Here is a 24,536-nt window from a genome sequence, read left to right as displayed (position 1 = left end):
CCATTATATAACGCTTACAATCGCCCTCTCGCTCGGTTACGATGGAAGGGAACCCCTACAACGGCCAACAAAAGGAGAGTGTGACATTGGCAAGCAAGACAACCCGAATTTTGGTGAGTTCGTTGGCAAGTCTTCTGTTGTTCGCCGGTTCGGCGCAGGCGGGTTCGGCGGCCGGCGGTTCGCAGGCGAGCTGGACGTACACCGTTCAACCGCAGGATACGTTGTGGAAAATCGGCCAGAAATACGGCATTCCGCTTCGGGCGATGATCGGCGCCAATCCGCAGTTGTCCAACCCCGATATCGTCTGGGCCGGGCTGAAGATTCAGGTCCCGATCAAGCCGAGCACGTACGCGTCGGGACAATTCCCCCTGAAAAAAGGAACTTATCAGCCATTTGAAAACACATACGGAGAGCAGCGCGTCTGGACTCCCGACGGTTACACGACCCGCTCGCACGAAGGCGTGGACATTTTCGCCAAAAAAGGTACGCCCGTCTACGCGGCGATGGGCGGAACGGTCATCAACTACGGCTGGAACCAATACGGCGGCTGGCGTCTGACGGTCAAGGTCGATGATTCCACGGCCTTCTATTATGCCCATCTGTCCGGATACGCAGCCGGCATCGGGATGGGATCGACGATCCGCAAAGGGCAACTGATCGGATATGTCGGCGATACGGGATACGGTCCCGTCGGCACGTCGGGAAACTTTTTGCCGCATCTGCATTTCGGCATTTACAAAACCAACGTCTCGCCGTGGAAAACGGTTGATCCGTATGTGCATCTTCGCTGGTGGGCGTTGCAGCAATAATCGTTTGGACCGAAATCCGCCGGGCTTCCGGCGGTGTTTTATTGCCCGGTTCCGGAACGGATTAAACGGTTGTCCGCCGATTAGTTGCAACAGGACGGGTATATGCGCCGCATCGCCTACATATGAATGGAGTGTCGAGTTTCGACACATTCCCGGTTCAGGAAAGGAGCGGTCATGTGGAATCCGAAGCAAGACAACCGAGTGACGCTGCTGGTTATTCCCAATTCGACCCGTCCGGTCCGCAAGCTGCACGTGACGCGTCGGGGAGTGCGAGCGGCGGGAGTCATGACGCTTGCGGCTTTGCTGGGAACCGGCGCATGGGTGGCGCTTGAGCATCGGGCCCAGCGCATGGCTGCGGAAGCGCTCCGTCAGGAGATCGAACGCCAGCAAGCCGGGTACGAGGAATTGATCGACCGCAAGCAATCGGAATTAATCGAGCTGCAGAACCGGATCGCGGAATTGTCCGCGCAGGCGGCCGAAGTGGAACGGAGGCTCGCGGAGCTGCGGTCGCTGGAGAAAGAGCTGCAAGGGCTCGCGGGAGTTTCGCCGCCGCCCCGGCAGACGGCCGGAGCGTTGCCGCAAGCCCAACCCCCGGTTGCGGACGATCCGGAGGAATCGGCGTCCGACTTTTCCGCCGGCCGCGCGCCGTATGCGGGTGCAGGCTTGCCGGATATCGCGCTTGCGTACAACCCGCCCTGGTACGCGGCGAAAGGCTCGTCCCGCAAGGTCCGGTACGTCCCCGGAACCGGAATCGGCTTCGGCCCGGAGCCGAAATTCCGCAAGTCCGGCGTTACCGCCCTGTCGGCGGTTTCCCGTGCCGCCGTCGGCGGATACGCTCCCCCGCCGGGGGACGGCCCTGACGTCGCCAAGGCCGAGCCGCAGCGGTTGTCCGTCCGGTTCCAGGCGTTCGCGGCGGAGTCGGAACGTCTGGACGCCGACCTGAGCGAGCTTGCGGAGGAGCTTCGCCGGAAGGAGAAGCTGCAGCGGGCGACGCCGTCGATCTGGCCGACGCGTTCCAGGCTCGTGACGTCGGGCTTCGGCTATCGCCGCGATCCGTTTACGGGAAAAACGACGATGCACGAAGGGCTCGACATCGACGGAAAAACGGGAGACGACGTGTATGCCGCCGCCGAGGGAACCGTCCTCCAGACGGGGTTCGATTCGTCCAGGGGCCATTTCATTGTCATCCGCCATACGGCTGCTCTGCAGACGATTTATATGCATCTCAGCAAAGTGTTGACGAAACCGGGGCGGACGGTGAAAAAGGGCGAGCTGATCGGCCGGGTCGGCTCGACCGGACGCAGTACGGGATCGCATCTCCATTATCAGGTGGAAGTCGGAGGCAAGCCGGTGAATCCGGCCAAATACTTGCCTTCGTCGCAAAGCTGAACGAAAGGGAAAAGGAGGAAGGCTATGTTCGGGAGTAAGAAGAGGCTGTTCGGCGCTAGAGGCAAACCGGTGCACGTCGAGACGCTGATCGGCAAAGGAACCGTTATCGAGGGCAAAATCGTAAGCGAAGCGGGGCTGCGCGTGGAAGGCCATGTCCGCGGCGACATCGAAAGCACGGGAGACGTGTCCATCGGGGAACAAGGAGTTGTCCACTCGAACATCGTCGCGCGCAACCTATACGCCGCCGGGACCATTCACGGCAGCGTCAAGACGGAGGGCAGGCTTGTGCTGGCGGAGAGCGGCAAGCTGTTCGGCACGATCGACGCCGGGCTGCTGAACATCGCCGAAGGCGCTTTGTTCCAGGGTTCGTCGAAGATGGAGCCGAGACCGGCCGGGGGCAAGGACGCCATCCCGATCAAGGCCAAAGGGGAAAACGCGAAGGAATCGGGCAAAGACAAGCCGGAGTCCCAAGCGGCGGGATAAGCGGTTCGACGCGATTCTTCGACAAAAAACGGCAATACGCCTATACGCCGGGGAATTTTTCCGATATAATAGAGGCAAATTGTGACAAGCCGTAACCCCGGCGAAGGAGGCAGGCATGAAGGCGGAGGTCATCAACCCCTTTTTGGAATCGGCGCGCTCCGTGCTGGAGCAGTTGATTCAGGTCAGACCCACGATGGGGAACCTCGGACTGCAAGAGATCAAAGTCTCCCAGGATTATATCCATATCCGTATAGGCATAACGGGGCAAATGACCGGCAACGTGATGTTCGGGCTTCCCGAGCCTGTCGCCCTGAAACTGGTTTCGGTGATGATGGGCGGGTTCGCCGTTTCCGAGCTGGACGAGATAAGCGAGAGCGCCATATCCGAGCTGGGCAACATGATCAGCGGCAACGCCAGCACGCTGCTCTACAATCAAGGCATTCACATCGACATTACGCCGCCTGCGGTGATCCGCATGGATACGGCGCAGCAGTACGCACGGGCCAAAGCGCTGACGGTTCCGTTGTTTTTGGAGCAGATCGGCGAGATGAACATTCAGGTCATCGTGGCGTGACCCAGTTGCATAGAAAGCGACCGAACCGGCGTCCGCGCCGGTTTTTTTGCGGACCGGGGATTTGTGCCGCAGGGGCTCACGAACCGCTTCCGGCGAGAGGCGGGGCCATACGCGAGGGAGGTGCGGGATGATGCCGCTGAAAGGGAAAATCGTTGCGATTACCGGCGCTTCCAGCGGGATCGGGGCCGCCATGGCGAAGTCGTTCGCGGAGAGAGGCGCGACGGTCGTGCTGATGGCGCGGTCGACGGCCGAGCTGGAGGCGCTGGCGGTCCGGTTGCCCGGCCCGGCATACGCGGTCCGGCTCGATGTGACTTCGGACGAGTCGGTGGCGGCCGCGTTCGCGGAGACGGCGGAGAGAGCCGGGAGCGTCGACGTGCTGGTCAACAACGCCGGATTTGCCCGGTACGGCGCTGTCTCCGATATGTCCGTGAAGGATTACGCCGCGATGATGGACGTGAACTACCTGGGCGCGGTGCGCTGCACGAAAGCCGTACTGCCGGACATGCTGGAGCGGGACACCGGCCATCTGGTGTATACCGCGTCCATATTGGGCAAAATCGGAAGTGCGCGCGCGTCCGCGTACGCCGCCTCGAAGCATGCGCTGCTCGGCTTCGTCAACAGCATGCGGCTGGAGCTGGCGGGGACGGGGATCGCGGTGACCGCGATCAATCCCGGATCGGTGGACACGCCGTTTTTCGGCAAGGCCGATCCGGGCGGCGCTTACGCGGCCAAAGTGAAGCGCTTCATGCTGAAGCCGTCCGAGGTTGCGGAGAACGCGGCGAGAGCGGTCGAACGGCGCATGCGCGAAGTGGATCTGCCGGCGTACGCGCGCTGGGGAGCCCGGTTGTTCGGGCTGTGGCCCGGCGGTTACGAAAAAATGGCGGCGAAGTTCCTGAACAAGCTGCGATAAAGCGAGGCGAAAGACGGAGATGATGCGGACAGACCGGCGTTTGCCGCAGCGGATGCGGCTGGACGATCCGTACCCGGACATCGCGATGTACGCGATCACGTACGAGAGCCAGGGGCTTCGGGTCAAGGGGCTGCTGGCGCTGCCACAACCGGAGGAGCCGGGCGGCGATTCGCGGCCGCTGCCTGGTCTCGTCTACTGCCGGGGCGGCATCAAACGCATCGGCATGGTGCAACCGGGAAGGCTGGCCGCGTTCGCCCGGCAAGGGTACGCGGTATTCGCTCCGCTGTACCGCGGCAACGAAGGCGGCGAAGGCTTCGATCAGTTCGGAGGCGATGACCGCCACGACGTATACGAGGCGATCCGGCTTCTGCGGGAGCTGCCGGAGACAGACGGTCGTCCGGTCTCGCTGGTCGGCTTCTCCCGCGGAGCCATCATGGCGATGATGGCCGCGCGGGACGTGCCGGACGATGTGGCCGCCGTCGCGGTCTGGAGCGGCGTATCCGACCTGCTGCTGACGTACGAGGAACGCGTCGATCTGCGCCGCATGCTCAAGCGCGTCGTCGGCCATCCGGTCAAGGACGCCGAAGCCTACCGGGAAAGATCGCCCGTATATTGGGCGGACGCGATCTCGGCTCCGGTCTTGATCGTGCACGGCACCGCCGACGACAACGTCGGGGCGGAGCACGCCCGCCGGCTGGCCGGGGCGCTCGCCGCGGCCGGGAAACCGCACGAGGTGCTGCTGTGCGAAGGCCGCGGACATGTCTTCCTGCCCGAATATGAGGAGCAAGCCGCGGCCGCGATCTGCGAATGGTTCCGCGCCGTCGGCGCGGCGGGCGGATCATCGGGGGAGTTTTCACCTTTGCCGCGGGCGGGCAAATCGGCTAAAATGAAGGAATGATCTCGGATCGAGAAGGATTCGGAACAAAGACAGGATGAGAGAGATGAATAAACAAGTTGCTGTGCTGAACCTTCCCGGCTGGCTTGCCGACAAATGGGCCGAGCGGGGTTACGAATCGCCGACGCCCGTACAGAGCGAGGTCGTTCCGGCATTGGCCGGAGGCGAGGACGTCGTGGCCCGCTCGGGCACGGGCACCGGCAAGACGCTGGCGTTTTTGCTGCCGGTGCTGCAGGGGATCGACGCCGATTCCCAGGCCGTGCAGGCGGTTGTGCTTGCGCCGACCCGCGAGCTGGCGGCTCAGCTTCAACAGGAGGCCGAATACTGGACGGCCGGCACGGCGCTGCGGACCCAGATGCTGATCGGAGGGGCTTCGCTGGAGCGCCAGGTGGACAAGCTCAAGGAGAAACCCCATCTCATCGTGGGAACGCCGGGCCGCGTTGCGGAGCTGATCAAGCTGCGCAAGCTGTCGCTGCATCAGGCGAAATGGATTATCGCGGACGAGACGGATCAACTGCTTGAGCTGGGGGACGACCGCGATCTCGAAACGGTGCTGAAGGCGGCCCCCCGGGACAGGCGCATCGGATTTTTCTCCGCGACGGTGACGGAGCCCGTGCTGGAGCTGGCGCGCCGCTGGATGCCGGAGCCGCGGTTCGTGTCGATCTCGCCGGACGAACGCGTGCCGCGCGCGATCACGCACGTCTATCTGACGGCGGAAGCCCGGGACAAAAAAAATGTCCTGGCGAATCTGATCAAGTCGCTGAAGCCGAAAGCGGCGATTGTCTTCGTGAACGAGACGGGGCCGATCCGCGATTTGCTGGGACGGCTGCGCGGGGAAGGCATCGCGGCGGACACGCTGTTCGGCCAGCAGAGCAAGCAGGGGCGCGCGGCCGTCATGCAGCAGTTCCGCAAAGGGAAGATCAAGGTGCTGATCTCCACGGACGTCGCGGCCCGAGGCTTGGATATCCCCAATTTGACGCACGTGTTCCAGTTCGATCCCGCGCCGAGCGCGGACGCCTACGTCCACCGGTCCGGGCGGACCGGGCGGATGGGAGCGCCGGGTACGGTCATATCGCTGGCGGCGAAAAACGAGGAATTTATCGTCAAGAAATTCGAGAAGCAGCTCCGCGTTCCGATTGAGCGGAAAGTGCTGATCGGCGGCAAGCTCGTGACGCCGCTGTCGCCGGAGGAGGCGGCCAAGCTTAAGGAACGCGAAGCGGCCCGCCGCAAGCGGGAGCCGTCGTCGGCTCCGATCCGGACGGCATCCGTCAGGACGGCTGCGGCTCCGGCAGGGAGAAAGCCGGCTCAGGGGAAGCCGTCGTCGGCTGCTCCGGCGGCGCCCGCCAAGAAGAAAAAGGCCGCCAAAAAACAGGACAAAAACAAAGGCGCGCCCAGATGGCTGAAGGCGAAATGGGAGCAGGGCGCGTCTCCGGAGGGACAGGCTTGACATGAGAGCGAGACGCATCCTGTTCGGGCTGATCGCGGGGCTGTTCGCGCTGGCGGCGCTGGCTTGCGCCCTGCTGATCTACGTCCGCCCGGACAAAGAGCTGACGCTGGACTACAAGCCGTTTAAACCGCGGGCCAACCTGCTTCAGGGGCTGCTGACGGGCAATCCCGAGCTTGTACTGACGGAGAGCGATATCCGCAGCCTCGTGATGGCCCAGCTCTCCGCCAACAGAAGGCCCCGTCCGGGGGTCGAAATCGTCGGGGCCGATCTGCGGCTGGATGGGGACCGCGTAAGCGCCGATCTGAATCTCCGGTATCGGGAACGGGCGGATATCGGGGCCCGGCTGACCTTCCGGCTGATCTGGCGGGACGGTGTGCTCACGGTGCGCCACGAGGAGACGAACATCAAATCGCTGAGCGTGCCCGCCTCCTGGTTCCGCGTGCCGGATTACTCGCTTCCGCTGGCCGAGCTGTTGCCCGCTCCCATCGTCATCCGCGATCTTCAGTTTAGAGGGAAAGAAATTGTCTTGACGCTGGGCTTGGACCGGTGAGGCCGCGGGCTCGAACCTGGCGGCCCTAAACTTAAAATAACGATTGACAGGCCCATATCGGCATGATATGATCTGGTAAAATAAAGCCGATAGGTATACTAGGAATTGCTGGTAATCCGCTCTATTTTACCTGTCCGCCACATAAAGGAGAGAACACGCGAACATGAACAAAAGTCGAAACAAGTGGGGTTGGTCGCTGCTTGCGGTACTTCTCGCCTTTTCCGTCGTTCTGTCGGCATGCGGCCAAGGCAAGACGCAAGGAGACGCTTCGCAGGGCGAAGGCGGCCAAGCTGCCGGCGGGGAACTGGCCGGCAAAAAAATCGCCTTGATCATGCAGTTGAACATCGGTACTTTTTCCTCCCAATATATCGAAGGCGTAAAGGAACAAGCCGAAAAGCTCGGCGGCAAGGTGACGGTATTCGCGTCGGACAACGACCTCGCCAAAATGGCGTCCAACCTCGACGCGGCGATTAACCAGAAATTTGACGGCATCCTGATCGACCACGGCACGGCCGAAGCGCTCGAAGCGGGCGTCAAAAAAGCCGTCGAGAAAAATATTCCGGTTGTCGCGTTTGACGCGGACCTGAAAGTGCCGGGCGTAACCGTCCTGCAGCAAAACGACAAAAAGCTGGCCGAGCTGTCGCTCGAGCAGTTGGCCAAAGATATCGGCGGCAAAGGCAACATCGTCAAAATCTGGGTGGCCGGTTTCGCGCCGATGGAGCGCCGCCAAGTCGCTTATGAAGCGTTCCGGGCCAAATATCCGGACATCAAGGAAGTCGCGGCGTTCGGGGCGGCTACGCAGAACACCGCTCTCGACACGCAAGCGCAAATGGAAGCGATTCTGACGAAATACCCGAACAAAGGCGACATCACGGCCGTATGGGCGTCTTGGGACGAGTTCGCCAAAGGCGCAGCCCGCGCGATTCAGCAGGCCGGCCGCACGGAAATTAAAATCTACGGCATCGACATGAGCGACGAGGATCTGCAAATCATCCAGGACCCGAATTTCTCCTGGGTCGCATCGGCGGCGGTCGATCCGAAGGATATCGGCAAAGTTCAGGTGCGTTACCTGTATCACAAATTCAAAGGCGAGCAAACGCCTGACGTCGTCGAGCTTGATCCGTCGTTCGTGACCCGCGACGCGCTGCCGAAGGACAAACAAATTTCCACGGCTGAGCTCAGCCAGTATGTCAAAGGCTGGGGCGGCAGCGAGCAAGGCTACACGGATTGGCTGCGGGCTCTGGAAAAAAAATAATCGGATGATGTGAACGGGAAGAAGGGACCATCGGGCTTGGCCGGTGGCCTCTTTTTCCGCTGTTACGAGATCAAATCGGGAGAGGAGGCCGGAGATGGACGTATTGCAGATGAAGGGCATCGTCAAGACGTTCTCCGGCGTGCAGGCGCTCAAAGGCGTCGACTTCAGCGTGCGCGGCGGCGAGATTCATGCGCTGCTCGGCGCCAACGGGGCCGGGAAAAGCACGCTGATGAAAATATTAAGCGGGGCGTACAGCTCGGACGGCGGGACGATAACGATCGGCGGGCGCGAAGTGACGTTCCGCAGCCCGACCGATGCGATGGCTGCGGGCATTCATTGCGTCTACCAGGAAGTCGACACGGCGATCGTCCCGTCCTTGTCGGTGGCGGAGAACGTATGGCTGGACCGGTTCGCGTTCGGCGGCGCGCTTGTGAACTGGCGGTCGCTGGAGGCGGAAGCGAAGCCGCTGTTGTCCCGCGTCGGGCTCGACGTCGATCCGTCCATGAAGGCGGGGCAGCTCAGCATCTCGCAGAAGCAGCTTCTTCTGATTGCGCGCGGGCTGTCGCGGCGGGTGTCTCTTCTCGTGCTGGACGAGCCGACCGCTCCGCTGAGCGACACGGAGACGAAGCGGCTGTTCGGTATCGTGCGCAGCCTGGCCCGCGAGGGGGTGGCGAGCGTCTTTATCTCGCACCGGCTGCCCGAAGTGTTCGAACTGTGCGACCGGTTGACGGTGCTGCGCGACGGAAGCGTGGTCGGCACATGGGCTACCGCCGACAGCAGCCCCGGTGAAGTCGTGCGGCACATGCTCGGTCGATCGCTGGAGGACGAGTCCCGGCAAGCCCGCCGCCGGACGGGCGAGGTGGCGCTGGAGGTGCGCGGGCTTCGCGCCGGCACGAAGGTCAAAGGCGTCGACCTGGAGGTTCGCCGCGGCGAGGTGCTCGGCGTCGCCGGATTGGTCGGCGCGGGCAAGACGGAGCTGTCCCGGTTGCTGTTCGGCGCGGACAAGCCCGACGGAGGAACCATCGTGTGGGAAGGAAGCGAGCTGCGGCTGGACAGCCCCCGCCAGGCGGTCAAGGCCGGCATCGCGCTTGTTCCGGAGGAGCGCCGGGCGCAAGGCGTGCTCGTCGAGGAATCCGTCGAGACGAACCTGACGCTGCCGTCGTTGAAGCGGCTGGGGGGAGCCTTCGGCTGGTTGAACCGAGGGAAATCGCGCGAACTGGCGAACGGTATTATCGCCAAGCTGGGCATCGTGCCGAACGACCCGGGCCGCAAAGTCAAATGGCTGAGCGGCGGCAATCAGCAAAAGGTCGCCATCGGCAAATGGCTGCCGCTCGAATCGGAGCTGTACCTGTTCGACGAACCGACCAAAGGCGTCGATGTCGGGGCCAAGGCGGAGATCTTCCGCGCGGTGCGCGAGATGGCGGACCAGGGCAAATGCGTGGTGTATTTTTCCTGCGAGATCGACGAAATTTTGCGGGTGGCGGATCGGGTTGCGGTCATGAGCTACGGACGAATCGTGCGCGTGCTGGACGGCGCGGACGCGACGGCGGAGAACATCCTGTATTACGCAAGCGCCGGTGAAGGAGAGGGAGCATGAAGTCGAAACTGTTGGACTGGACGTATACGTATGGGGCTCTGTCGGTCATCGCGCTTGTCGTCGTGTTTTTTTCGGCGGTGAATCCGAACTTTTTGACTTATGACAATATATCGGACATCCTGCGGTCCATTTCGATTGTGGCGTTTGTCGCCATCGGCGTGACGTTCTCGCAGATTGTGGACGGCTTCGACCTGTCGGTCGGTTCGACCGTGTCCATGACGACCGTTGTTGCCGCGACGATGATGGTTTGGTACGAGATGCCGCTGATCGTCGTGCTGACCGTGCCGCTGGCGATCGGGATTTTGATCGGTCTGCTCAACGCGTTTCTTATTGTGAAGGTGCGCATTCCGGACCTGCTGGCGACGCTTGCGACGATGTACGTGATCGGCGGCATTCACAAGACGTATACGAAGGGATTCTCGATCTACAACAACATGCAGATGACGGACGGAACCAAAGCGCCCGGCAAATTTTCGGAATCGTTCCTCTGGATCGGCCAAGGCAAGCTGTTCGGCGTGCCGGTCCCGGTCATCCTGATGATCGTGGCGGTTGTTCTCGTGCACGTATTCCTGAAATATACGCGCTGGGGCCGTCAAATGTATATTACCGGCGGCAACCGGGAGGCGGCCCGTCTGTCGGGCATCCCCGTCAACCGGGTGCGCGTGTTCGCCTATGCGGTCTCCGGCTTGTTCGCCGCGATCGGCGGCATTTTGTTCGCCGCGCGTATCGGCTCCGGCCAAGTGGACGCCGGCGCTCCGCTGCTGATGGAATCGGTCGCGGCCGTGTTCGTCGGCTTTTCGGTTATGGGAGCGGGCAAGCCGAACGTCATCGGCACGTTTTTCGGCGCGGTGCTGATCGGCGTGCTGTTGAACGGCTTGACGATGCTGAACGTGCCGTATTACGCCTTCGACATCGTCAAAGGCACGGTGCTGGTGCTTGCGCTGGCGGCGACGTTTATGCATATCCGGTCGTCCCGGCTTCGTTAAGTTGATCGCATCGCAAACGAGAAAACCCGCAGGTGCGGCTGCCCCGGAAGGGAGCCGTGTCTGCGGGTTTTTTGGCATGTTCGGCAGGCAGAGGGAGCCGGCGGAGGCTCCTTTGCCATGCGATGAAGATCGGGTGGGGCCTTCGGGTAGCCGCCGTGAGCCCATCGGAGCGGTTGGGACCGTTGGAGCCGCTGGGGCGCGAACCTGCCGATTTCGCTGGACAGCCCCGTCGGGCGGGGCGAATAAGGAAGCGGCCCGTGCACCGGTCCTTGCGGATAGGCGTAGGGGCCGCTCCCGATCTGTTGCGCGCACCGGCGTACGGGCCGCGCACTGAGCGGCTCCCCTTCGTCTCGACGAGCGCCGGCGATTCTCCTCCGGTTGCTATTTCTTCTTATTCTTATACTGCGCGTAGACGATTTCGCCCGTATCCAGCTTGGCGATCTCGTCCGCCGTCCAGCCGACGAGGCGCGACGCGCCTTTGACGCCCGTCAGTTTAATCTTGTATTTTTGCTCCAGCGTCTGATGCAGCGCAGGCATGTCGGCCTCCGTCAATTCCTTCAGCTTTTTCTTGCCGTGAATCTGTCCGAGAATGACCCCGATCGATTCCGCCGCCAGGCTCGTGTTCGGCTGGATGCGGGCGCTGCCGTAGGCGATGGCGGACGCGCCGACATTTTTCCCGGCCATGATGACGTTCTCGTAGTTCTTCAGCAAAAAGCTGCGCAGCGGCATCCCGTATTTGTCCGGACGCCCCATCTCGATCCCCCATTTGTTGGCGCTGGTGCCCTGGAGATCGAGGGCATACCCGGCGATGCTGACGTTATCCCAGAACATTTTGGCTCCGAGCAGGTCCGACGGCTTCAGCACGTAATCGGTCTCGTAGTGGTTGTATTCGCGTATGTACAAATACGACGGGTAGCCGTTGATCTCCGCGTGTTCCCAGCCGACGATGTTGCGGCGGAAATGCTCCAGGATGGCCGGTATTTCCTTTTGGCCGAGCTCGATCGCTTCGGCGACGGACTTCGGATCGGCCGGGTCTACCGTATAGATGAGCAGCGCGTTGATCAGCACCTCGCCGTCGCGCTGGTTGATCGCGTTCAGTCCGCGCATGAACACCCGGTCGTTGGAGGGCTTGTACCTCTTCGTCATCCCCGACAAATTGATCGCGTAGCTGCCGTCGACCCAACCAGGGCCGTATTTGGCGCTGCGCTCTTCGGCGGTCATGCTGTTGAAATGGGTTTGGAACTTCTTCCAATCGACATTTTTGAACTTCATCATATAACCCGCGCTCATGTACTCGATGTTCGATTGGCCGTAGAAAGCTTCGAGGCCCGGCATGCGCGTCGCCTTGAGCTTCGATACGAGCGAGGCGTTGTCCGTATTCTCGACCCAGTAGCCGGCGCGGATCGCGCGGGTTTCGCCGGCCGACGTTTTATACTCCAGCTCCGCGACGGCGGTTTGCCCCGGGATGCCGGGGACCTCGCGGACGCCCAGGATCGTCACGCCGGATTCGACGGGCAGCCCTTGCATCAGCTTGGCGAAATACGCCTCGTATTCCGGCAGCTTGCGGATTTTGCCGCTCTTGAAGCCGTCGAACAGCTCCTTCACGCGGCCTTGCGTCAGCGACTTGCCGCTGTCGTCCTTCACGTCGTCGAGGAACAGCATCTCGCCGAGCAGCACCTGGCCGCCGACGCGGGGCATCGGATCGAGAATTTTCACGCGCAAGCCCTCGTCGGCGGCCGCCCGGGCGAGATACAGCCCTTCCAGCTCGCTGCCGATAAGCACGACATCGTATGATTCGGCCTGGGCCGACTGAGCAGGCGTCTGCGAGGCAGACGGGCCGGCCGTGCCGGCGGGAGCCGCGGACGAGGCCGGAGCGGACGGCGGCGGAACGGGAGTTGCGGCGGTCTCGGCCGACTCGTCGGCGCATCCCGCCAGCAGCAGCATAATCGCGAGCAGCGCGGAGGCGGCACAGGCTCTTAAGCCCCGCAGCCGTCCGCGGTCGGATACGGTGGAAGATAATGATTTCAAAACGTTCAAAATTCGCTGTCTCCTTTGGTTCAATTGGCCGATCGTTGGAAATCCGTTTCTATTATATCAGCCGCGGAAAGGAATGGGAGATTATTTTTGCGAGTTTTTTGGGGCGACCCCCGGAAAAATATGCTTGCGGGCGAAAGGTATGTATCAGAGGCGCCTGACTACTAACTTGAGGAGTGATTGATGAGATGAAATCCGCATGGGCAAAACGTTTTCTGGTAACCGGTCTCGCCGTCGCGATGACCGCCGGCGGGGCAACCTCCGCGTTCGCGAAAGGAAAGGACAAGGACGACGACCGCTGGAAGCCGGCTCAATCCTGGCAATGGAACAACGACAAGTTCGGCCATGACAACAAATTCAATAACTTCGGCAAGAAAACCATCAACATCAAGCTGGAATTCGACGATGTCAAAGGCGCGGACGTGGAGTGGGCGCTCCGCTACATCGCCAGTCTGGCGGCCAAAGGCGTATTCCAAGGTTATGAAGACGGCACGTTCCAGCCTCGCAAACCGATCTCGCGCATCGAAGCGATTACCGCTGCGGTCCGCCTGATGGGTCTGGAAGAGCAAGCCCAAGCCAAAATGAACGCCGATCTGAACTTCAAGGACGCCGAGAAAGTAGAGAAAAAATACGGCTGGGCGGTTGGCTACGTCCAAGTCGCGCTGGAGAACGACCTGTTCCTGGAGACGGAAACGATGGTGGAGCCGGAGAAGCCGGCCGACCGTCTGTGGGCGACGATGCTGCTCGTTAAAGCGCTGAAGCTGACGGACGAAGCCAAAGCGAAAATGGGCACGAAGCTGCCGTTCAGAGACGCGAAGGACATTCCGGCCGGTGCAGTCGGCTACGTAGCCGTAGCGGTGGAGAAAGGTCTGATCGACGGTTACGAGGACAACACGTTCCGCCCGAACAAAACCGTTACCCGTGCCGAACTGGCCGCTCTGCTGGACCGGACGGAAAATGAAATGCCGGAATCGAAAGATACGATCAAAGGCACAGTAACCGCAGCCGTGTACAATAACACGCTGACGCTGCAGAAAAACGGCCAGACGCTGAATCTGAACGTCGATCCGAACGCGTTCGTGTTCAAAAACGGCGTGCGCATCTCGCTGGATCAACTGCAGCCGGGCGACGCTGTGAAAGTCCGCCATTACAACAATCTTGTCATTTTCATCGAAGTGACCGGCACCGGCACGCTGCCGCCGCAAGCGTTCACCGTCAGCGGCACGCTGCTGTCGACCACGTTGAACACGCAAGGCCGTCTTGCGACGATTACGGCTGCCGTCCACAACGCGCAGACGAATCAAACCACCGCGATCGTATATCCCGTAGCCGATAACGTCACGCTGGTGGGCGACGTTTCCCGGTTGCAAGCGGGCAAAACGGTTGAATTGTCCGGAGTCGGCAACACGGTCAACAAAATTGTGATCAAGTAAGCCGCCCGTCTCATGTTTTGACGCAAGAAGGTTTCTCAAGGTTGGATTGCGATTGGACCCGGACCCTTGTCATGTTATTCCCATCATCCCCCTCCGCTTTGGCGGAGGGGGGCTTTTTTATTTTCGCGCCAAGTCGAAATTTGTCATGAAATTGCCGCCGATGTGCAGAATTCAACCAGGCGAAAGTTGCCCGAATCAGGCGGAATTTCGGACGTTTTGCCGAGTGCCGCACATCCCCGTCCTCCCCCGTTCATCGCATGCGCCGATCTTAACTTCGCCCGCATAGGCGCGCCGTTCTGCATCAAATTGAATTTTGCGGATAGACGTGCAACGCATGCCGAAAGTAAGGTAAAGATAACGGCAACAAGTGCAGCAAACTCGCGAAAGGAGACGCCGCCATGAACACCTCGGTTACGCAGACGGCCGCGCGGCCGGAAGCGCGCCCACGGGCGAACCGTTCCCTCTGGGCCCGGCTGAACAAAAACAAGCTGATGTATCTCATGATTCTGCCGGGGCTGATTTATTTCCTCATCTTCAAATACTTGCCGATGTGGGGGCTCGTCATCGCATTCCAAAATTACCAGCCGTTCCTCGGCATTCGCGGCAGCGAGTGGGTCGGCTTCGAGCATTTCGAGCGGCTTTTCAACGAACCGACCTTCTGGATGCTGTTCCGGAATACGATCACGCTGTTTATTCTGAACCTCGTGTTTTACTTCCCGGTGCCGATTATTCTGGCGCTGATGCTCAACGAGGTGCGGGTGAAGTTTTTCCAGCGCACGGTGCAGACGCTTATTTACATCCCGCACTTCATGTCGTGGGCGATTATCGTTTCCTTGACTTACGTCATGTTCACGACGCAGGGCGGCCTGATCAACGAGTGGCTCGCGTCCATGGGCTTCCAGAAGATCAGCTTCCTGACCGAAGAAGCCTGGTTTCGCCCGCTTTATGTGATGCAGGTCATCTGGCGCGAAGCGGGATGGGGTACGATCATCTACCTCGCGGCGATCGCGGCGGTCGATGTGCAACTGTACGAAGCTGCCCGCATGGACGGCGCCGGCCGGTTCCGCCAGCTCTGGCACGTGACGCTGCCGGCGATCCGCAGCACGATTATCGTGCTTCTGATCCTGAAGGTCGGCGACATTTTGGAGCTGGGCTTCGACCACATCTTCCTGATGCTGAACGGCGCGAACCGCGAAGTCGCGGAAATTTTCGACACGTACGTTTACACGGCCGGCTTGCGGCAAGGGCAATTCAGCTATAGCGCCGCCGTCGGATTTTTCAAAGCGGCCGTCGGTCTCGTCATGATCGTCTTCGCGAACAAACTCGCCAAGCGTTACGGCGAAGAAGGCATTTATTGAGAAAGGAGCGGGTGTGGGATGGTACATGACAAAACGCTCGGCAGCCGCCTGCTCGATGTGTTTATTTACAGCAGCTTGACTCTGTTTGCCCTGATTACGTTTCTGCCGTTTGTCCATGTGATCGCGGGATCGTTCGCGACCGTGGAAGAGATGCTGCAGAAGAACTTTATCCTGTTCCCGACGAAGTTTTCTCTCGACGCTTACCGGTTTATTTTCTCGACGGACACGATATTCCGGGCGCTGATGGTGTCGATCGGCATCACGGTCGTCGGAACGGCCGTCAGCATGACGCTGACCTCGATGATGGCGTACGGTCTGTCCCGCAAGGATCTGGACGGCCGCCGCACGCTGATGTTCCTCGTCGTGTTCACGATGATGTTCAACGGCGGCATGATTCCGACGTTTATCGTCGTCAAGTCGCTTGGATTGCTCGACACGTATGCGGCGATGATTCTGCCGACCGCGATCAGCGCGTTTAACCTGATCATCCTCCGCAACTTCTTCCAGAACATACCGGACGGCCTGGAGGAATCGGCAAAAATCGACGGTTGCAACGACTTCGGCATCCTGTTCCGGATCGTGCTGCCGCTGTCCATGCCGGCAATCGCCACCATTTCGCTGTTCTATGCGGTGTCCTACTGGAACATGTTCCAGCAGGCGGTGCTCTACATCAACGATTCGGAGAAGTGGCCGATTCAGGTGCTGCTGCGCCAGATCGTCATCGTCTCCAGCGGCCTGCAGGCGGACACCTCGGAGCTGGGCGGAGACTTCGTCCCGCCTCCGGAGAATACGATCAAGATGGCCGTCGTTGTTGTCGCCACGCTGCCGATATTGCTCGTCTATCCGTTCCTGCAGAAGCATTTCGCCAAGGGCGCGTTGCTCGGCTCGATCAAAGGCTGACGCGCCGGCTCCCCTTCCGGGGCCCGCGCGGGATTATTCTACGGTAGGCTCCCGCCCGCAAGGGCGGGTGACTATACACTAGCATTCCCCAATCCTTTATAAACTGGAGGGTCTAGCATGAACAAAATGGCGAAGAAGAAATGGCTGTCCAGCGTAGCGGTACTTGCTTCCGTATCCTTGGTGGCCGCCGCTTGCGGCGGTAAAGACGATTCCAGCGGGGCGAGCGCTTCTCCGAGCGCGGGGGCCGGACAATCCGGACCGGTTCATATCACTTGGACGACGCCGCTGTATACGCAGTCCGTGCCGAAGGACACCGTCCTGAAACTCGTCGAGGAAAAAGTCGGCGCGAAGCTCGACATCACCTGGGTGCCGGACGCGGTGAAGGAAGACAAACTGAACACCGCGATCGCCTCCAACACGCTGACGAAAATCGTTACGGTGCAGGACATTAAAATGTCGTCGTTCCAAAACGCGGCGAAAGCGGGAATGTTCTGGGAGATCGGGCCGCTGCTGAAAGATTACCCGAACCTGAGCAAAATCAACGAGACGACGCTGAACAACATCAAAATCGACGGGAAAATTTACGGCATTCCCCGCGAGCGCCCGCTGTCGCGCCAAGGCATCGTCATCCGTCAGGACTGGCTGGATAACCTCGGCTTGAAGCAGCCGAAAAACATCGACGAATTGTACCAGGTTCTGAAAGCGTTCACGCTGAACGATCCGGACAAAAACGGCAAAAACGACACGTTCGGACTGACGGAGCGGAACGACCTGAAGTTCGGCGCTTTCAAGACGATCGCCTCCTATATGGGCACGCCGAACGAATGGGGAGAAGTGGACGGCAAGCTGATGCCGGAATTCACCTTCCCGCAATACGTGGAAACGATGAAGTTCTTCAACAAGCTGTACAAGGAAAAGCTGATGAACGACGACTTCGCCGTCACGAGCAAAACGCAGCAATGGGAGAAATTCTCCAAAGGCCAGGCGGGCGTCTACGTCGGCAACATGGTCGACGGCAAAAACTTGTACAACGACAGCGTCAAAGTGAATCCGAACGTCAAAATCGACATTTTCAACCGGCTGGCCGGTCCGGACGGCAAAGAACGGGTATGGGCGCAAGCGGGCCACAACGGCATCTTCGTCATTCCGAAAACGGCCGTCAAGACGGAGGCCGAGCTGAAGCAAATTTTGGGCGTGCTGGACAAAATGAACACGGTCGAAGTGTTCAACCTGCTGAAAGTGGGCATCGAAGGCGTTCACTACAAATTGCTGGGCGACGGCAAATACGAAGAGATCCCCGAGGCGAAAGACGCGCGCGAGCAGGAAGTTCGTCCGCTCGATTCGATCATCGGTCTCGACCTCACCAATCTGAAAGTCGCCAACGATCCTCTGCGCGAGAAATATGAAGCGCTGACGATCGACAACGCCAAGATGGTTGTCGCCAACCCGGCAGAAGCGCTCGATTCGCCGACGTTTACGACTCGCGGCACGGAGCTGAAAAAAATCATCGACGACGCGACAATCAAGTTCATTATGGGAAATATCGACGAAGCCGGCTTCCAGGCGGAAGTCGAAAAATGGAAGAAAAACGGCGGCGACAAAATCATCGAGGAAATCAACGCCGCATACGCGAAATCCAAATCCTGATTCCGCGGAAACCGCTCTCCATCAGAAGCCTCGCCCTTTCGGGGGCGGGGCTTTTTTTGTTGGGCTTTCGCGGCAAAAGTTGAAAACGGTCTATGGCTTGTAACGGACTTATGCCGGATGATAGGATAAGGAGGTTCCATGCGGTCCGCTGGTGTGTGATAATAGGAATAGACAAATCGCAACTGGGGGGGCGCGTCCATGTCGAAATTTTTATTCCGGTTACTCAGCTTTAGTATTTTGCTGGGAGCGGTGCCGGTTGTTTTTATCGGCGTCATTTCCTATTTCATCGCTTCGGGCGATATAGAGGAAAAGGTCAAGCAAGGCAACGAACAAATCCTGCTTCAAACGCAGATGCGGGTCGAACAAGTGATGCGAACGCTGGAGCTTTCCGCCGTGCAATACGCCAGCTCGCCGCTGGCAACGAAAGCGATTACGCAGAGCCTCACTCCCGACGATTACCAGCAAGTGCGCGATTTGTCTCAGGGGCTGTACAGCATGCAGACGTTCGGCAGCATCAGCGAGGCGTACCTGATCAGCCTGGATAACGACTGGTCGATCAACTTCCGGTCGTTCCAGCCGTTTAACGCCTTGTCCAACCGCGATACGCTGACTGGCTACGCCAAGCTTCCGAACAGCCTGAACTGGATCACGCCCGGCGTTGCCGACGAATCGGCGGACCCCGAGCAGCAGCCGAAGCGGGTGATCCGCATGGTGCTGAAAATTCCGTTCGTCCAGGCCGAACGCCCGCAAGGGCTGCTCGTCACCGAACTGCCGGAAGGCGAGATCAAGCAGTTGCTTGCGGAAAACAGCGATTTTGGCGAGATGATGGTGCTTGACGAGAAAGGAAACGACTTCCTCTCGGATAAGCCGGATGACCCGGAACGGAGCCTTGTCGCTCGGGAAATTTTCGAGGCGAGCCAGCAGAACAAGCGGCGCGCCGGTTCCTTCGAGACGACTCTGGCCGGCGGGAACGCTCTTGTTACGTACCGCGTCTCGGACTACAACAACTGGGTATACGCATCGGTTGTCTCCATCAGCGAGATCACGAAGCAGTCCCGCAACATCGCCTGGATTACGTTTGTCGCTTGTCTCGTGCTGCTGCTGGCCGTCGCGGGATTAGGTTTTTACGGAAGCCGGCGCATTTACTCCCCGGTCCGCCGTCTGTTCGAGTTCACCCGGGAGATCGAGCCGGACCCGGCGGGAGCGGGTGAAGGCCGTTCTTCGGGCAGCCGGGACGAGTTCGTGTGGATCGAGGAAAGGCTGCGGCAGTTGTCCAGCAAGGGGCAGCAGCTTCAGCAGCAGCTTCGGGGCCAGTATTCGCATTTGAAGGAGTATTTTGTGCTGAAGCTGTTCTCGGGACAACTGTCCGAAAGCGATTACGCGTTCCGTTCTTCCATGTACGGCCTGCCCACGGAGTGGAAGCGCTTGGCCGTGCTGACGCTTCAGATCGACACGCTGCAGGGCACGCGGTACGGCGAGCACGACCGGGAGCTGCTGCTGTTCGCGATCAATAACATGGTCGGCGAGCTGATTCCGGCGGAGCGGCGTTTTACCCCCGTCGTGCATAACCATTCCCAGGTGACGCTTGTCGTCTCGGAGACGGAAGACCCCGCCGCCTTGAAGCAGGAGCTGCACGAGCTGGCGGGCTCGATCAAGACGAAGGTGTACGAGTATCTGCAGCTAAAGGTCAGCGTCGGGATCAGCCGTCCGTTCGAGCGGATCGGCGACGCGATGAAAGCGTATCACGAAAGCCTGGAAGCGCTAAAGGGCCGGATCAGCCTCGGCAACGACCTGATTATTCACGCCGAAGACATCGAAGGCGGCCAAGAGCTGAAAGCGGCCATTTACGCGCAGTTGAAGTTTCTCGAGGATCAGCTCGTCCAGGTCGTCAAGCAGGGCGACCGCGAGAAAGCGGACGCGTTGTTCGGCGAATATATCGCCGCGATCGTCGAACGGGACGTGCATTTCAACGAATATCCGGTGCTCATGCTTCAATTGGTCGCGAAAATGTACCAGCTTGTCCACGAGCAGGGCAGCACGGTGCAGAAGGCGCTTGGCGAAGGAGCGACCGTCGAGGCGTTTATGAAGCTGACGACGCTCGACGCGATCGTCCGTTGGTTCAAGCAGGAGCTGTTCGATCCGCTGTTCGCCTTCCTGGCGCGGCAATCGGAATCGCAGTACGTCGATATCGCCAACCAGATGGTGAAGATCATCCACGAGCGCTATCAGGAAGATTTGTCGCTGGAGATGTGCGCGTCGCTGTTGAATTTCCATCCGGTTTATTTGAGCCGGGTATTCAAGAAGGAGACCGGGGTCAACTTCGTCGATTATTTGGTCGAATACCGCATGACCATCGCCAAGCAACTGCTCGAAACGACAAACGACAAAGTGTCGGAAATCGCCGAACGGCTCCGGTACACGAATACGAGCGCCTTTATCCGGACGTTCCGCCGCATCGTCGGCATGACGCCGGGGCAGTACCGCGAACAGTTCCAGCAAAAGTGAGGGATGGGCATGAAGCGGATGACGAAGGGATTGGCGGCGTTGGCCGGCGGCCTGCTCCTGATGTCCGCTGCCGGCTGCTCCTGGGTCGGCGGTTCGGACATCGATCGGGACGAAGAGCAGGAGGCGCCGGTCATGTCGATCGCGATGAGGCAAGAGGGCGATATTCCCCCCAAGGGCAACGCGATCGAGCGCGCCATCGAGAACTATACGGGCACGAAGCTGCAGGTGCAGTGGATTCCGCGGGCGGCTTACGACGACAAGATCAATCTGATGATCGCCGCGGGGGAGATGCCCAAGCTGGTGCGGGTCGAGTACACGCCGACGGTTATCGGCGCGATCAAGGTCGGCATGTTCTGGGAGATCGGACCGTATCTCCAGGACTACCCGAATCTGGCCGCGCAGGACCCGCTTTATTATGACAACATCTCGGTGAACGGCAAGCGGTACGGCGTCCCGAGCTTCCGGGAGATGGCGCGTTCCGCGGTCATCTACCGCAAGGACTGGTTCGACGCGTTGGGGTTGAGCGTGCCCGACTCGATCGAGGGATGGTACGAGACGATTAAGGCGCTTACGCTGGGCGATCCGGACCGCAACGGGAAAAACGACACGTACGGCCTGATGCTGTTCAAGAGGTTCAGCGAAGGGCCCTACGCGCTGACGACGAGGCTGTCGGTCAGCCTGGGCGGGCCGAACAAATGGGCGGTCGATTCCGAAGGACGCTTTACGCCGGAGTTCATGTCGAAGGAATATATGGACGTGCTGCGCCTGTTCCGCAGGCTGTACGCGGAGAAGCTGATCAATCCGGATTTTGCGGTATTCGATCAGGTGGACGCGGAGAAGGAATTCGACGCCGGCCGGGTCGCGCTGCGCATCGGCCCGGCGCAAAACGGAAAAAGCCAGCAGGACCGCCTGTCGAACATCGCGCCGGCTTCGGTGGTGGACGTGGAGCCGCTGAGAGGCCCGCAAGGCGTGCGGGTCGCCGGCGAACCGGGCAATCTGGGTTTTTACCTGATCCCGAAGTCGTCCGTGAAGACCGAAGAAGAGCTGAAGCAGGTGCTGGCGTTCCTGGACAAGCTGATGGACCCGGAGATGGCGACGCTGCTGCTTCGCGGGATCGAAGGAGTGCATTTCGAGCGGCTAAGCGACGGGAGCACCGCCTTCCTCGACTTCACGCGCTTCCAGCGGGAGGTGAAGCCGTACCGCGACAATCTCCCGCAGCTCGAAGGCTACAACGTTCCGAAGCTGAAGGATACGCTGCTGGGGGAAAAAGGCTTACGCATCGTGAAGGAGAACGACGCGCGCCGCGTCGACAATCCGGCGCTGTCGCTGTACTCCCCCACTTATGCCGAGATCGGGCGGCAACTGGACGAGCAGATCTGGGACGCCCAGACGCGTTACATTATGGGCAAGATCGACGACGCCGGGTGGGAAGAAGAAGTCCGCAAATGGATGGAGTCGGGCGGACGGCGGATGATCGTCGAATACGAGGCGGACTACGCCCGCCGCTTCAAACCATAAAGGTGAAGCTGCGCGCCGGGGGCAAGTCGCGCCTGGACGGCGTCTTGTTGGTTGCGGAGCTGCCGAAAGCGTCCTGGAACGTCATCCGCTTGGCCAAACGCTGATGTTCCGCCGCGATGATCCGGCGGACGTGCGGGGGAGCGACGGACCTATCGAAGCCCGATCGTTCGATAAATGAACGGCTCCGGCCGTTAGCGGGATTAGCGCGGCAGCAGAGCGGCGGGAGGCACGACGCGCCAGGCGCCGTTCTCGCGGACCAGCGTCAGCTCGCCCGCTTCCGGAGTCGAGGAGGGGACGAACGTCAACCGGTAGCCGATGCGGGCCTGATAGTCGTTCTCGGCATAAAAGTGGGCGAGCTCGAACGACTGAAGCTCTCCATGCACCGCCATCGCGGATTCAAGCCGGTCGAGCAGCGTCCGCCGGTTGAGGCCCAACGATTCGCTGTATTCGCGGCTGACCGTGGAGGCGACCAGCTTCGCGTCTCCGGATTGCCAAGACTCGAAAAAGAAAGACGCCGCGTCGAGCGCCGCATAGTGCGGGTCGCCTTCATGCCCTTCCGGTTCGGGGGCCGCCGTTTGCAGCGACTGGGCCCGGAGCGTGTCAGGGGCCGACGTGGCTTCGATCCGGTACGGATTGGAGTAGCTGCGGGAGCCGGGGCCGGCTCCGGCGCAGCCGGCGGTCAGGACGCACGCGAGAAGGACGGGAATCGGGCGGCAGAAGGGCGGAAGCAGGCCGGCAGGTTGGTCGGGCATGTCGGAACCCCCTTGAAACGTCTGGAATCATTATCCTGTTTGTTACGATGCCACGTCTTCCCCCAAATTATGCCTCGACCGGCCGCCGTCCGCGCGGACCGGCATAAATGAACCCCCCCAAGCTCCGGCTTGGGGGGGTTCCCGCAATTTTATATAGATATCAGGATTGGACGGAGGCTGCTTTCTGCAGGTCGAGCACGCCTTGGTAGATCAGATCGTACAGCTCGGCGATGTTTTCTTCCTCGATGCAGGAGAACGCGACGCGCAGATCGGTCTCCCCGAGGGCAATCGTGCCGATTCCGTAACGGTCGAGCAGGTGCTTGCGCAAGCTCTCCGCGTCGACCGTCTTCAGCTTGAGGCACATAAAGTAGCCGGAGTTAAACGGATAGTAGTCCCAGGCATCGTCGTATTTGCCGCTGTCCAGCAGTTGCTTGACGCGGTTGGCGCGGCCTTTCATGATTTTCGCTTTTTCCCGCTTCTGCGCCTCGAAATCCGGATGCTTCAGCGCATGCAGCACGAACGTCTGCGACGGGTGCGGCCCGCTGGAGATCGTGGACCGGATGATGCCGAGCGTTTTTTGCTCCAGCGCGTTCAGCACGGCTTCGGACGGATCGGCGTACGTGATGAAGCCGACGCGGAATCCCCAGACGTACTCTTCCTTGGTCGCGCCGTCGACTTTGACCGCAAGCACGCGCGGATGCACATCGGCGAGGGCGCCGAACAGCGATTCCGTCAACGAATCCTCGAAGAACAGGCTGTAGTACGCGTCGTCCGTCACCGCGACGATGTTGATCCCCGCTTCCGCCGCTTCCTTGATGGCGGCGACGATCTCGCGCCCTTCTTCCACGCCCGGCGTGTACCCCGTCGGGTTGTTCGGGAAGTTGAGGATGACGATCGCTTTGCCTTTGGCTTTCTGGGCGAGCAGAGCTTCCTTGAGCCCTTCCGCGTTAAATTTCCGGTTCTCGTTATACAGCGGATAATACACGATCTCCGCGCCGCGGCGGACGCCGAACGTCAGCTCGTAGTTTTCCCAGTTTTTGTCCGGAATGATAAGGGGGTCGCCCGGATCGCAGAACAGATCGGAGACGATGCTGAGGCCGTGCGTCAGCGCGTTGGTCGCGATCGGTACGCCGAACGATTTGCCCGCGAGAGACGGCGTTTCGGCGATCATTTTTTCCCGCCACACGTTGCGCAGCTCGGGCTTGCCGGCCGGTGGGGCGTACTCGTATAGATCCTTCGGGTCGTAGGCCGACAACGTGTCCTGGATCGCCTTCAGATGCATCGGCTGACCGTTTTCGACCGCGATTCCGATCGTGGCGTTGTATTTCTTGGCTTTTGCCTTTGCCTCAGCGGATTGGCTGAGGATGCCCTCCTTCGGGAAATATATCTGCCGTCCGAGCTCGGACAACATCTCGTATACGCGCGGATTTTCGCTTTGGAGGGTGTCGTTCAGCTTGCGGGCCAAGTCGTGCATGGGTTCCATCCTTCCGATAA

The 24,536-nt window shown here is 60.3% G+C and carries 20 protein-coding genes; 17 read left to right on the top strand and 3 right to left on the bottom strand.

All coding sequences use genetic code 11. From position 1 onward, the window contains the following. Positions 1-86: 86 nt before the first annotated feature. The 11 genes from FE781_RS06400 to FE781_RS06350 all read left to right on the top strand — a co-directional run bounded on the left by FE781_RS06400 (position 87) and on the right by FE781_RS06350 (position 10,895). Positions 87-809, top strand: coding sequence for a M23 family metallopeptidase (locus FE781_RS06400; protein WP_170209433.1), 723 nt, complete (start codon positions 87-89; stop codon positions 807-809). Positions 810-983: 174 nt separating this feature from the next. Continuing rightward, positions 984-2,198 carry a peptidoglycan DD-metalloendopeptidase family protein gene (locus FE781_RS06395; protein WP_170209432.1) on the top strand — a complete coding sequence of 405 codons (1,215 nt, stop codon included), beginning with the start codon at positions 984-986 and terminating at the stop codon, positions 2,196-2,198. Between the two features lie 24 nt (positions 2,199-2,222). Next, the gene (locus FE781_RS06390) at positions 2,223-2,681 is read left to right on the top strand and encodes a bactofilin family protein (RefSeq protein WP_138788776.1); all 459 of its coding nucleotides are present in this window, start codon (positions 2,223-2,225) and stop codon (positions 2,679-2,681) included. A 115-nt stretch (positions 2,682-2,796) separates the two neighbouring features. Continuing rightward, positions 2,797-3,255: a chemotaxis protein CheX gene (locus tag FE781_RS06385; RefSeq protein WP_138788775.1), complete on the top strand. Its 459-nt coding sequence runs from the start codon at positions 2,797-2,799 to the stop codon at positions 3,253-3,255. A 127-nt stretch (positions 3,256-3,382) separates the two neighbouring features. Further along, the gene (locus tag FE781_RS06380; RefSeq protein WP_342774286.1) at positions 3,383-4,165 is read left to right on the top strand and encodes an SDR family NAD(P)-dependent oxidoreductase; all 783 of its coding nucleotides are present in this window, start codon (positions 3,383-3,385) and stop codon (positions 4,163-4,165) included. A 19-nt stretch (positions 4,166-4,184) separates the two neighbouring features. Then, positions 4,185-5,063, top strand: coding sequence for an alpha/beta hydrolase family protein (locus tag FE781_RS06375; RefSeq protein ID WP_138788773.1), 879 nt, complete (start codon positions 4,185-4,187; stop codon positions 5,061-5,063). 43 nt (positions 5,064-5,106) lie between these two features. Further along, a complete protein-coding gene (locus tag FE781_RS06370; RefSeq protein ID WP_170209431.1) occupies positions 5,107-6,507 on the top strand; it encodes a DEAD/DEAH box helicase in 1,401 nt (466 codons plus the stop codon). A gap of 1 nt (position 6,508) precedes the next feature. Next, positions 6,509-7,057, top strand: coding sequence for a hypothetical protein (locus FE781_RS06365; protein ID WP_138788771.1), 549 nt, complete (start codon positions 6,509-6,511; stop codon positions 7,055-7,057). A 163-nt stretch (positions 7,058-7,220) separates the two neighbouring features. Next, positions 7,221-8,312 carry a sugar ABC transporter substrate-binding protein gene (locus FE781_RS06360; RefSeq protein ID WP_138788770.1) on the top strand — a complete coding sequence of 364 codons (1,092 nt, stop codon included), beginning with the start codon at positions 7,221-7,223 and terminating at the stop codon, positions 8,310-8,312. 94 nt (positions 8,313-8,406) lie between these two features. After that, positions 8,407-9,909 carry a sugar ABC transporter ATP-binding protein gene (locus tag FE781_RS06355; protein ID WP_138788769.1) on the top strand — a complete coding sequence of 501 codons (1,503 nt, stop codon included), beginning with the start codon at positions 8,407-8,409 and terminating at the stop codon, positions 9,907-9,909. Continuing rightward, complete coding sequence (locus FE781_RS06350; RefSeq protein ID WP_138788768.1) at positions 9,906-10,895, top strand: ABC transporter permease; 990 nt, start codon at positions 9,906-9,908, stop codon at positions 10,893-10,895. The genes FE781_RS06355 and FE781_RS06350 overlap by 4 nt, the downstream gene beginning before the upstream one ends. 381 nt (positions 10,896-11,276) lie before the next feature. Here FE781_RS06350 and FE781_RS06345 read toward each other — a convergent pair whose 3' ends face one another. Beyond that, the gene (locus FE781_RS06345) at positions 11,277-12,839 is read right to left on the bottom strand and encodes an FAD-dependent oxidoreductase (protein ID WP_138788833.1); all 1,563 of its coding nucleotides are present in this window, start codon (positions 12,837-12,839) and stop codon (positions 11,277-11,279) included. 278 nt (positions 12,840-13,117) lie between these two features. On the opposite strand from FE781_RS06345, the gene FE781_RS06340 reads away from it, so the two are divergent. From FE781_RS06340 to FE781_RS06315, 6 genes are all read left to right on the top strand, one after another. Beyond that, the gene (locus FE781_RS06340) at positions 13,118-14,362 is read left to right on the top strand and encodes an S-layer homology domain-containing protein (RefSeq protein WP_138788767.1); all 1,245 of its coding nucleotides are present in this window, start codon (positions 13,118-13,120) and stop codon (positions 14,360-14,362) included. Between the two features lie 398 nt (positions 14,363-14,760). Beyond that, positions 14,761-15,720, top strand: a complete 960-nt coding sequence (locus tag FE781_RS06335; protein WP_138788766.1) for an ABC transporter permease — start codon at positions 14,761-14,763, stop codon at positions 15,718-15,720. Between the two features lie 18 nt (positions 15,721-15,738). Then, the gene (locus FE781_RS06330) at positions 15,739-16,620 is read left to right on the top strand and encodes a carbohydrate ABC transporter permease (RefSeq protein ID WP_138788765.1); all 882 of its coding nucleotides are present in this window, start codon (positions 15,739-15,741) and stop codon (positions 16,618-16,620) included. A 117-nt stretch (positions 16,621-16,737) separates the two neighbouring features. Continuing rightward, positions 16,738-18,267 (top strand): extracellular solute-binding protein, encoded by a 1,530-nt coding sequence (locus FE781_RS06325; RefSeq protein ID WP_379252304.1) that lies wholly within the window; start codon positions 16,738-16,740, stop codon positions 18,265-18,267. 198 nt (positions 18,268-18,465) lie between these two features. Continuing rightward, positions 18,466-20,772 carry a helix-turn-helix domain-containing protein gene (locus tag FE781_RS06320; protein WP_138788764.1) on the top strand — a complete coding sequence of 769 codons (2,307 nt, stop codon included), beginning with the start codon at positions 18,466-18,468 and terminating at the stop codon, positions 20,770-20,772. A 9-nt stretch (positions 20,773-20,781) separates the two neighbouring features. Beyond that, positions 20,782-22,290, top strand: coding sequence for an extracellular solute-binding protein (locus FE781_RS06315; RefSeq protein WP_246068071.1), 1,509 nt, complete (start codon positions 20,782-20,784; stop codon positions 22,288-22,290). 200 nt (positions 22,291-22,490) lie between these two features. On the opposite strand, the gene FE781_RS06310 is transcribed toward FE781_RS06315, so the two are convergent. After that, complete coding sequence (locus FE781_RS06310; RefSeq protein ID WP_138788763.1) at positions 22,491-23,042, bottom strand: hypothetical protein; 552 nt, start codon at positions 23,040-23,042, stop codon at positions 22,491-22,493. 160 nt (positions 23,043-23,202) lie between these two features. After that, entirely contained in the window at positions 23,203-24,516 is a 1,314-nt protein-coding gene (locus FE781_RS06305) for an aminotransferase class I/II-fold pyridoxal phosphate-dependent enzyme (protein WP_138788830.1), read from the bottom strand. Positions 24,517-24,536: the final 20 nt, after the last annotated feature.

The organism is Paenibacillus thermoaerophilus (assembly GCF_005938195.1).
GTDB lineage: Bacteria > Bacillota > Bacilli > Paenibacillales > Reconciliibacillaceae > Paenibacillus_W > Paenibacillus_W thermoaerophilus.
This window is presented reverse-complemented; position numbering and strand designations above follow the sequence as displayed.

What these genes read in the sequence shown, in the direction of transcription:
- FE781_RS06380 (WP_342774286.1), top strand. Translation starts at nt 3,383, where the DNA reads ATGATGCCGCTGAAAGGGAAAATCGTTGCGATTACCGGCGCTTCCAGC.
- FE781_RS06390 (WP_138788776.1), top strand. Translation starts at nt 2,223, where the DNA reads ATGTTCGGGAGTAAGAAGAGGCTGTTCGGCGCTAGAGGCAAACCGGTG.
- FE781_RS06335 (WP_138788766.1), top strand. Translation starts at nt 14,761, where the DNA reads ATGAACACCTCGGTTACGCAGACGGCCGCGCGGCCGGAAGCGCGCCCA.
- FE781_RS06340 (WP_138788767.1), top strand. Translation starts at nt 13,118, where the DNA reads ATGAAATCCGCATGGGCAAAACGTTTTCTGGTAACCGGTCTCGCCGTC.
- FE781_RS06350 (WP_138788768.1), top strand. Translation starts at nt 9,906, where the DNA reads ATGAAGTCGAAACTGTTGGACTGGACGTATACGTATGGGGCTCTGTCG.
- FE781_RS06395 (WP_170209432.1), top strand. Translation starts at nt 984, where the DNA reads ATGTGGAATCCGAAGCAAGACAACCGAGTGACGCTGCTGGTTATTCCC.
- FE781_RS06310 (WP_138788763.1), bottom strand. Translation starts at nt 23,042, where the DNA reads ATGCCCGACCAACCTGCCGGCCTGCTTCCGCCCTTCTGCCGCCCGATT.
- FE781_RS06355 (WP_138788769.1), top strand. Translation starts at nt 8,407, where the DNA reads ATGGACGTATTGCAGATGAAGGGCATCGTCAAGACGTTCTCCGGCGTG.
- FE781_RS06330 (WP_138788765.1), top strand. Translation starts at nt 15,739, where the DNA reads ATGGTACATGACAAAACGCTCGGCAGCCGCCTGCTCGATGTGTTTATT.
- FE781_RS06370 (WP_170209431.1), top strand. Translation starts at nt 5,107, where the DNA reads ATGAATAAACAAGTTGCTGTGCTGAACCTTCCCGGCTGGCTTGCCGAC.
- FE781_RS06305 (WP_138788830.1), bottom strand. Translation starts at nt 24,516, where the DNA reads ATGCACGACTTGGCCCGCAAGCTGAACGACACCCTCCAAAGCGAAAAT.
- FE781_RS06345 (WP_138788833.1), bottom strand. Translation starts at nt 12,839, where the DNA reads ATGCTGCTGCTGGCGGGATGCGCCGACGAGTCGGCCGAGACCGCCGCA.
- FE781_RS06320 (WP_138788764.1), top strand. Translation starts at nt 18,466, where the DNA reads ATGTCGAAATTTTTATTCCGGTTACTCAGCTTTAGTATTTTGCTGGGA.
- FE781_RS06360 (WP_138788770.1), top strand. Translation starts at nt 7,221, where the DNA reads ATGAACAAAAGTCGAAACAAGTGGGGTTGGTCGCTGCTTGCGGTACTT.
- FE781_RS06315 (WP_246068071.1), top strand. Translation starts at nt 20,782, where the DNA reads ATGAAGCGGATGACGAAGGGATTGGCGGCGTTGGCCGGCGGCCTGCTC.
- FE781_RS06365 (WP_138788771.1), top strand. Translation starts at nt 6,509, where the DNA reads ATGAGAGCGAGACGCATCCTGTTCGGGCTGATCGCGGGGCTGTTCGCG.
- FE781_RS06375 (WP_138788773.1), top strand. Translation starts at nt 4,185, where the DNA reads ATGATGCGGACAGACCGGCGTTTGCCGCAGCGGATGCGGCTGGACGAT.
- FE781_RS06385 (WP_138788775.1), top strand. Translation starts at nt 2,797, where the DNA reads ATGAAGGCGGAGGTCATCAACCCCTTTTTGGAATCGGCGCGCTCCGTG.
- FE781_RS06325 (WP_379252304.1), top strand. Translation starts at nt 16,738, where the DNA reads ATGAACAAAATGGCGAAGAAGAAATGGCTGTCCAGCGTAGCGGTACTT.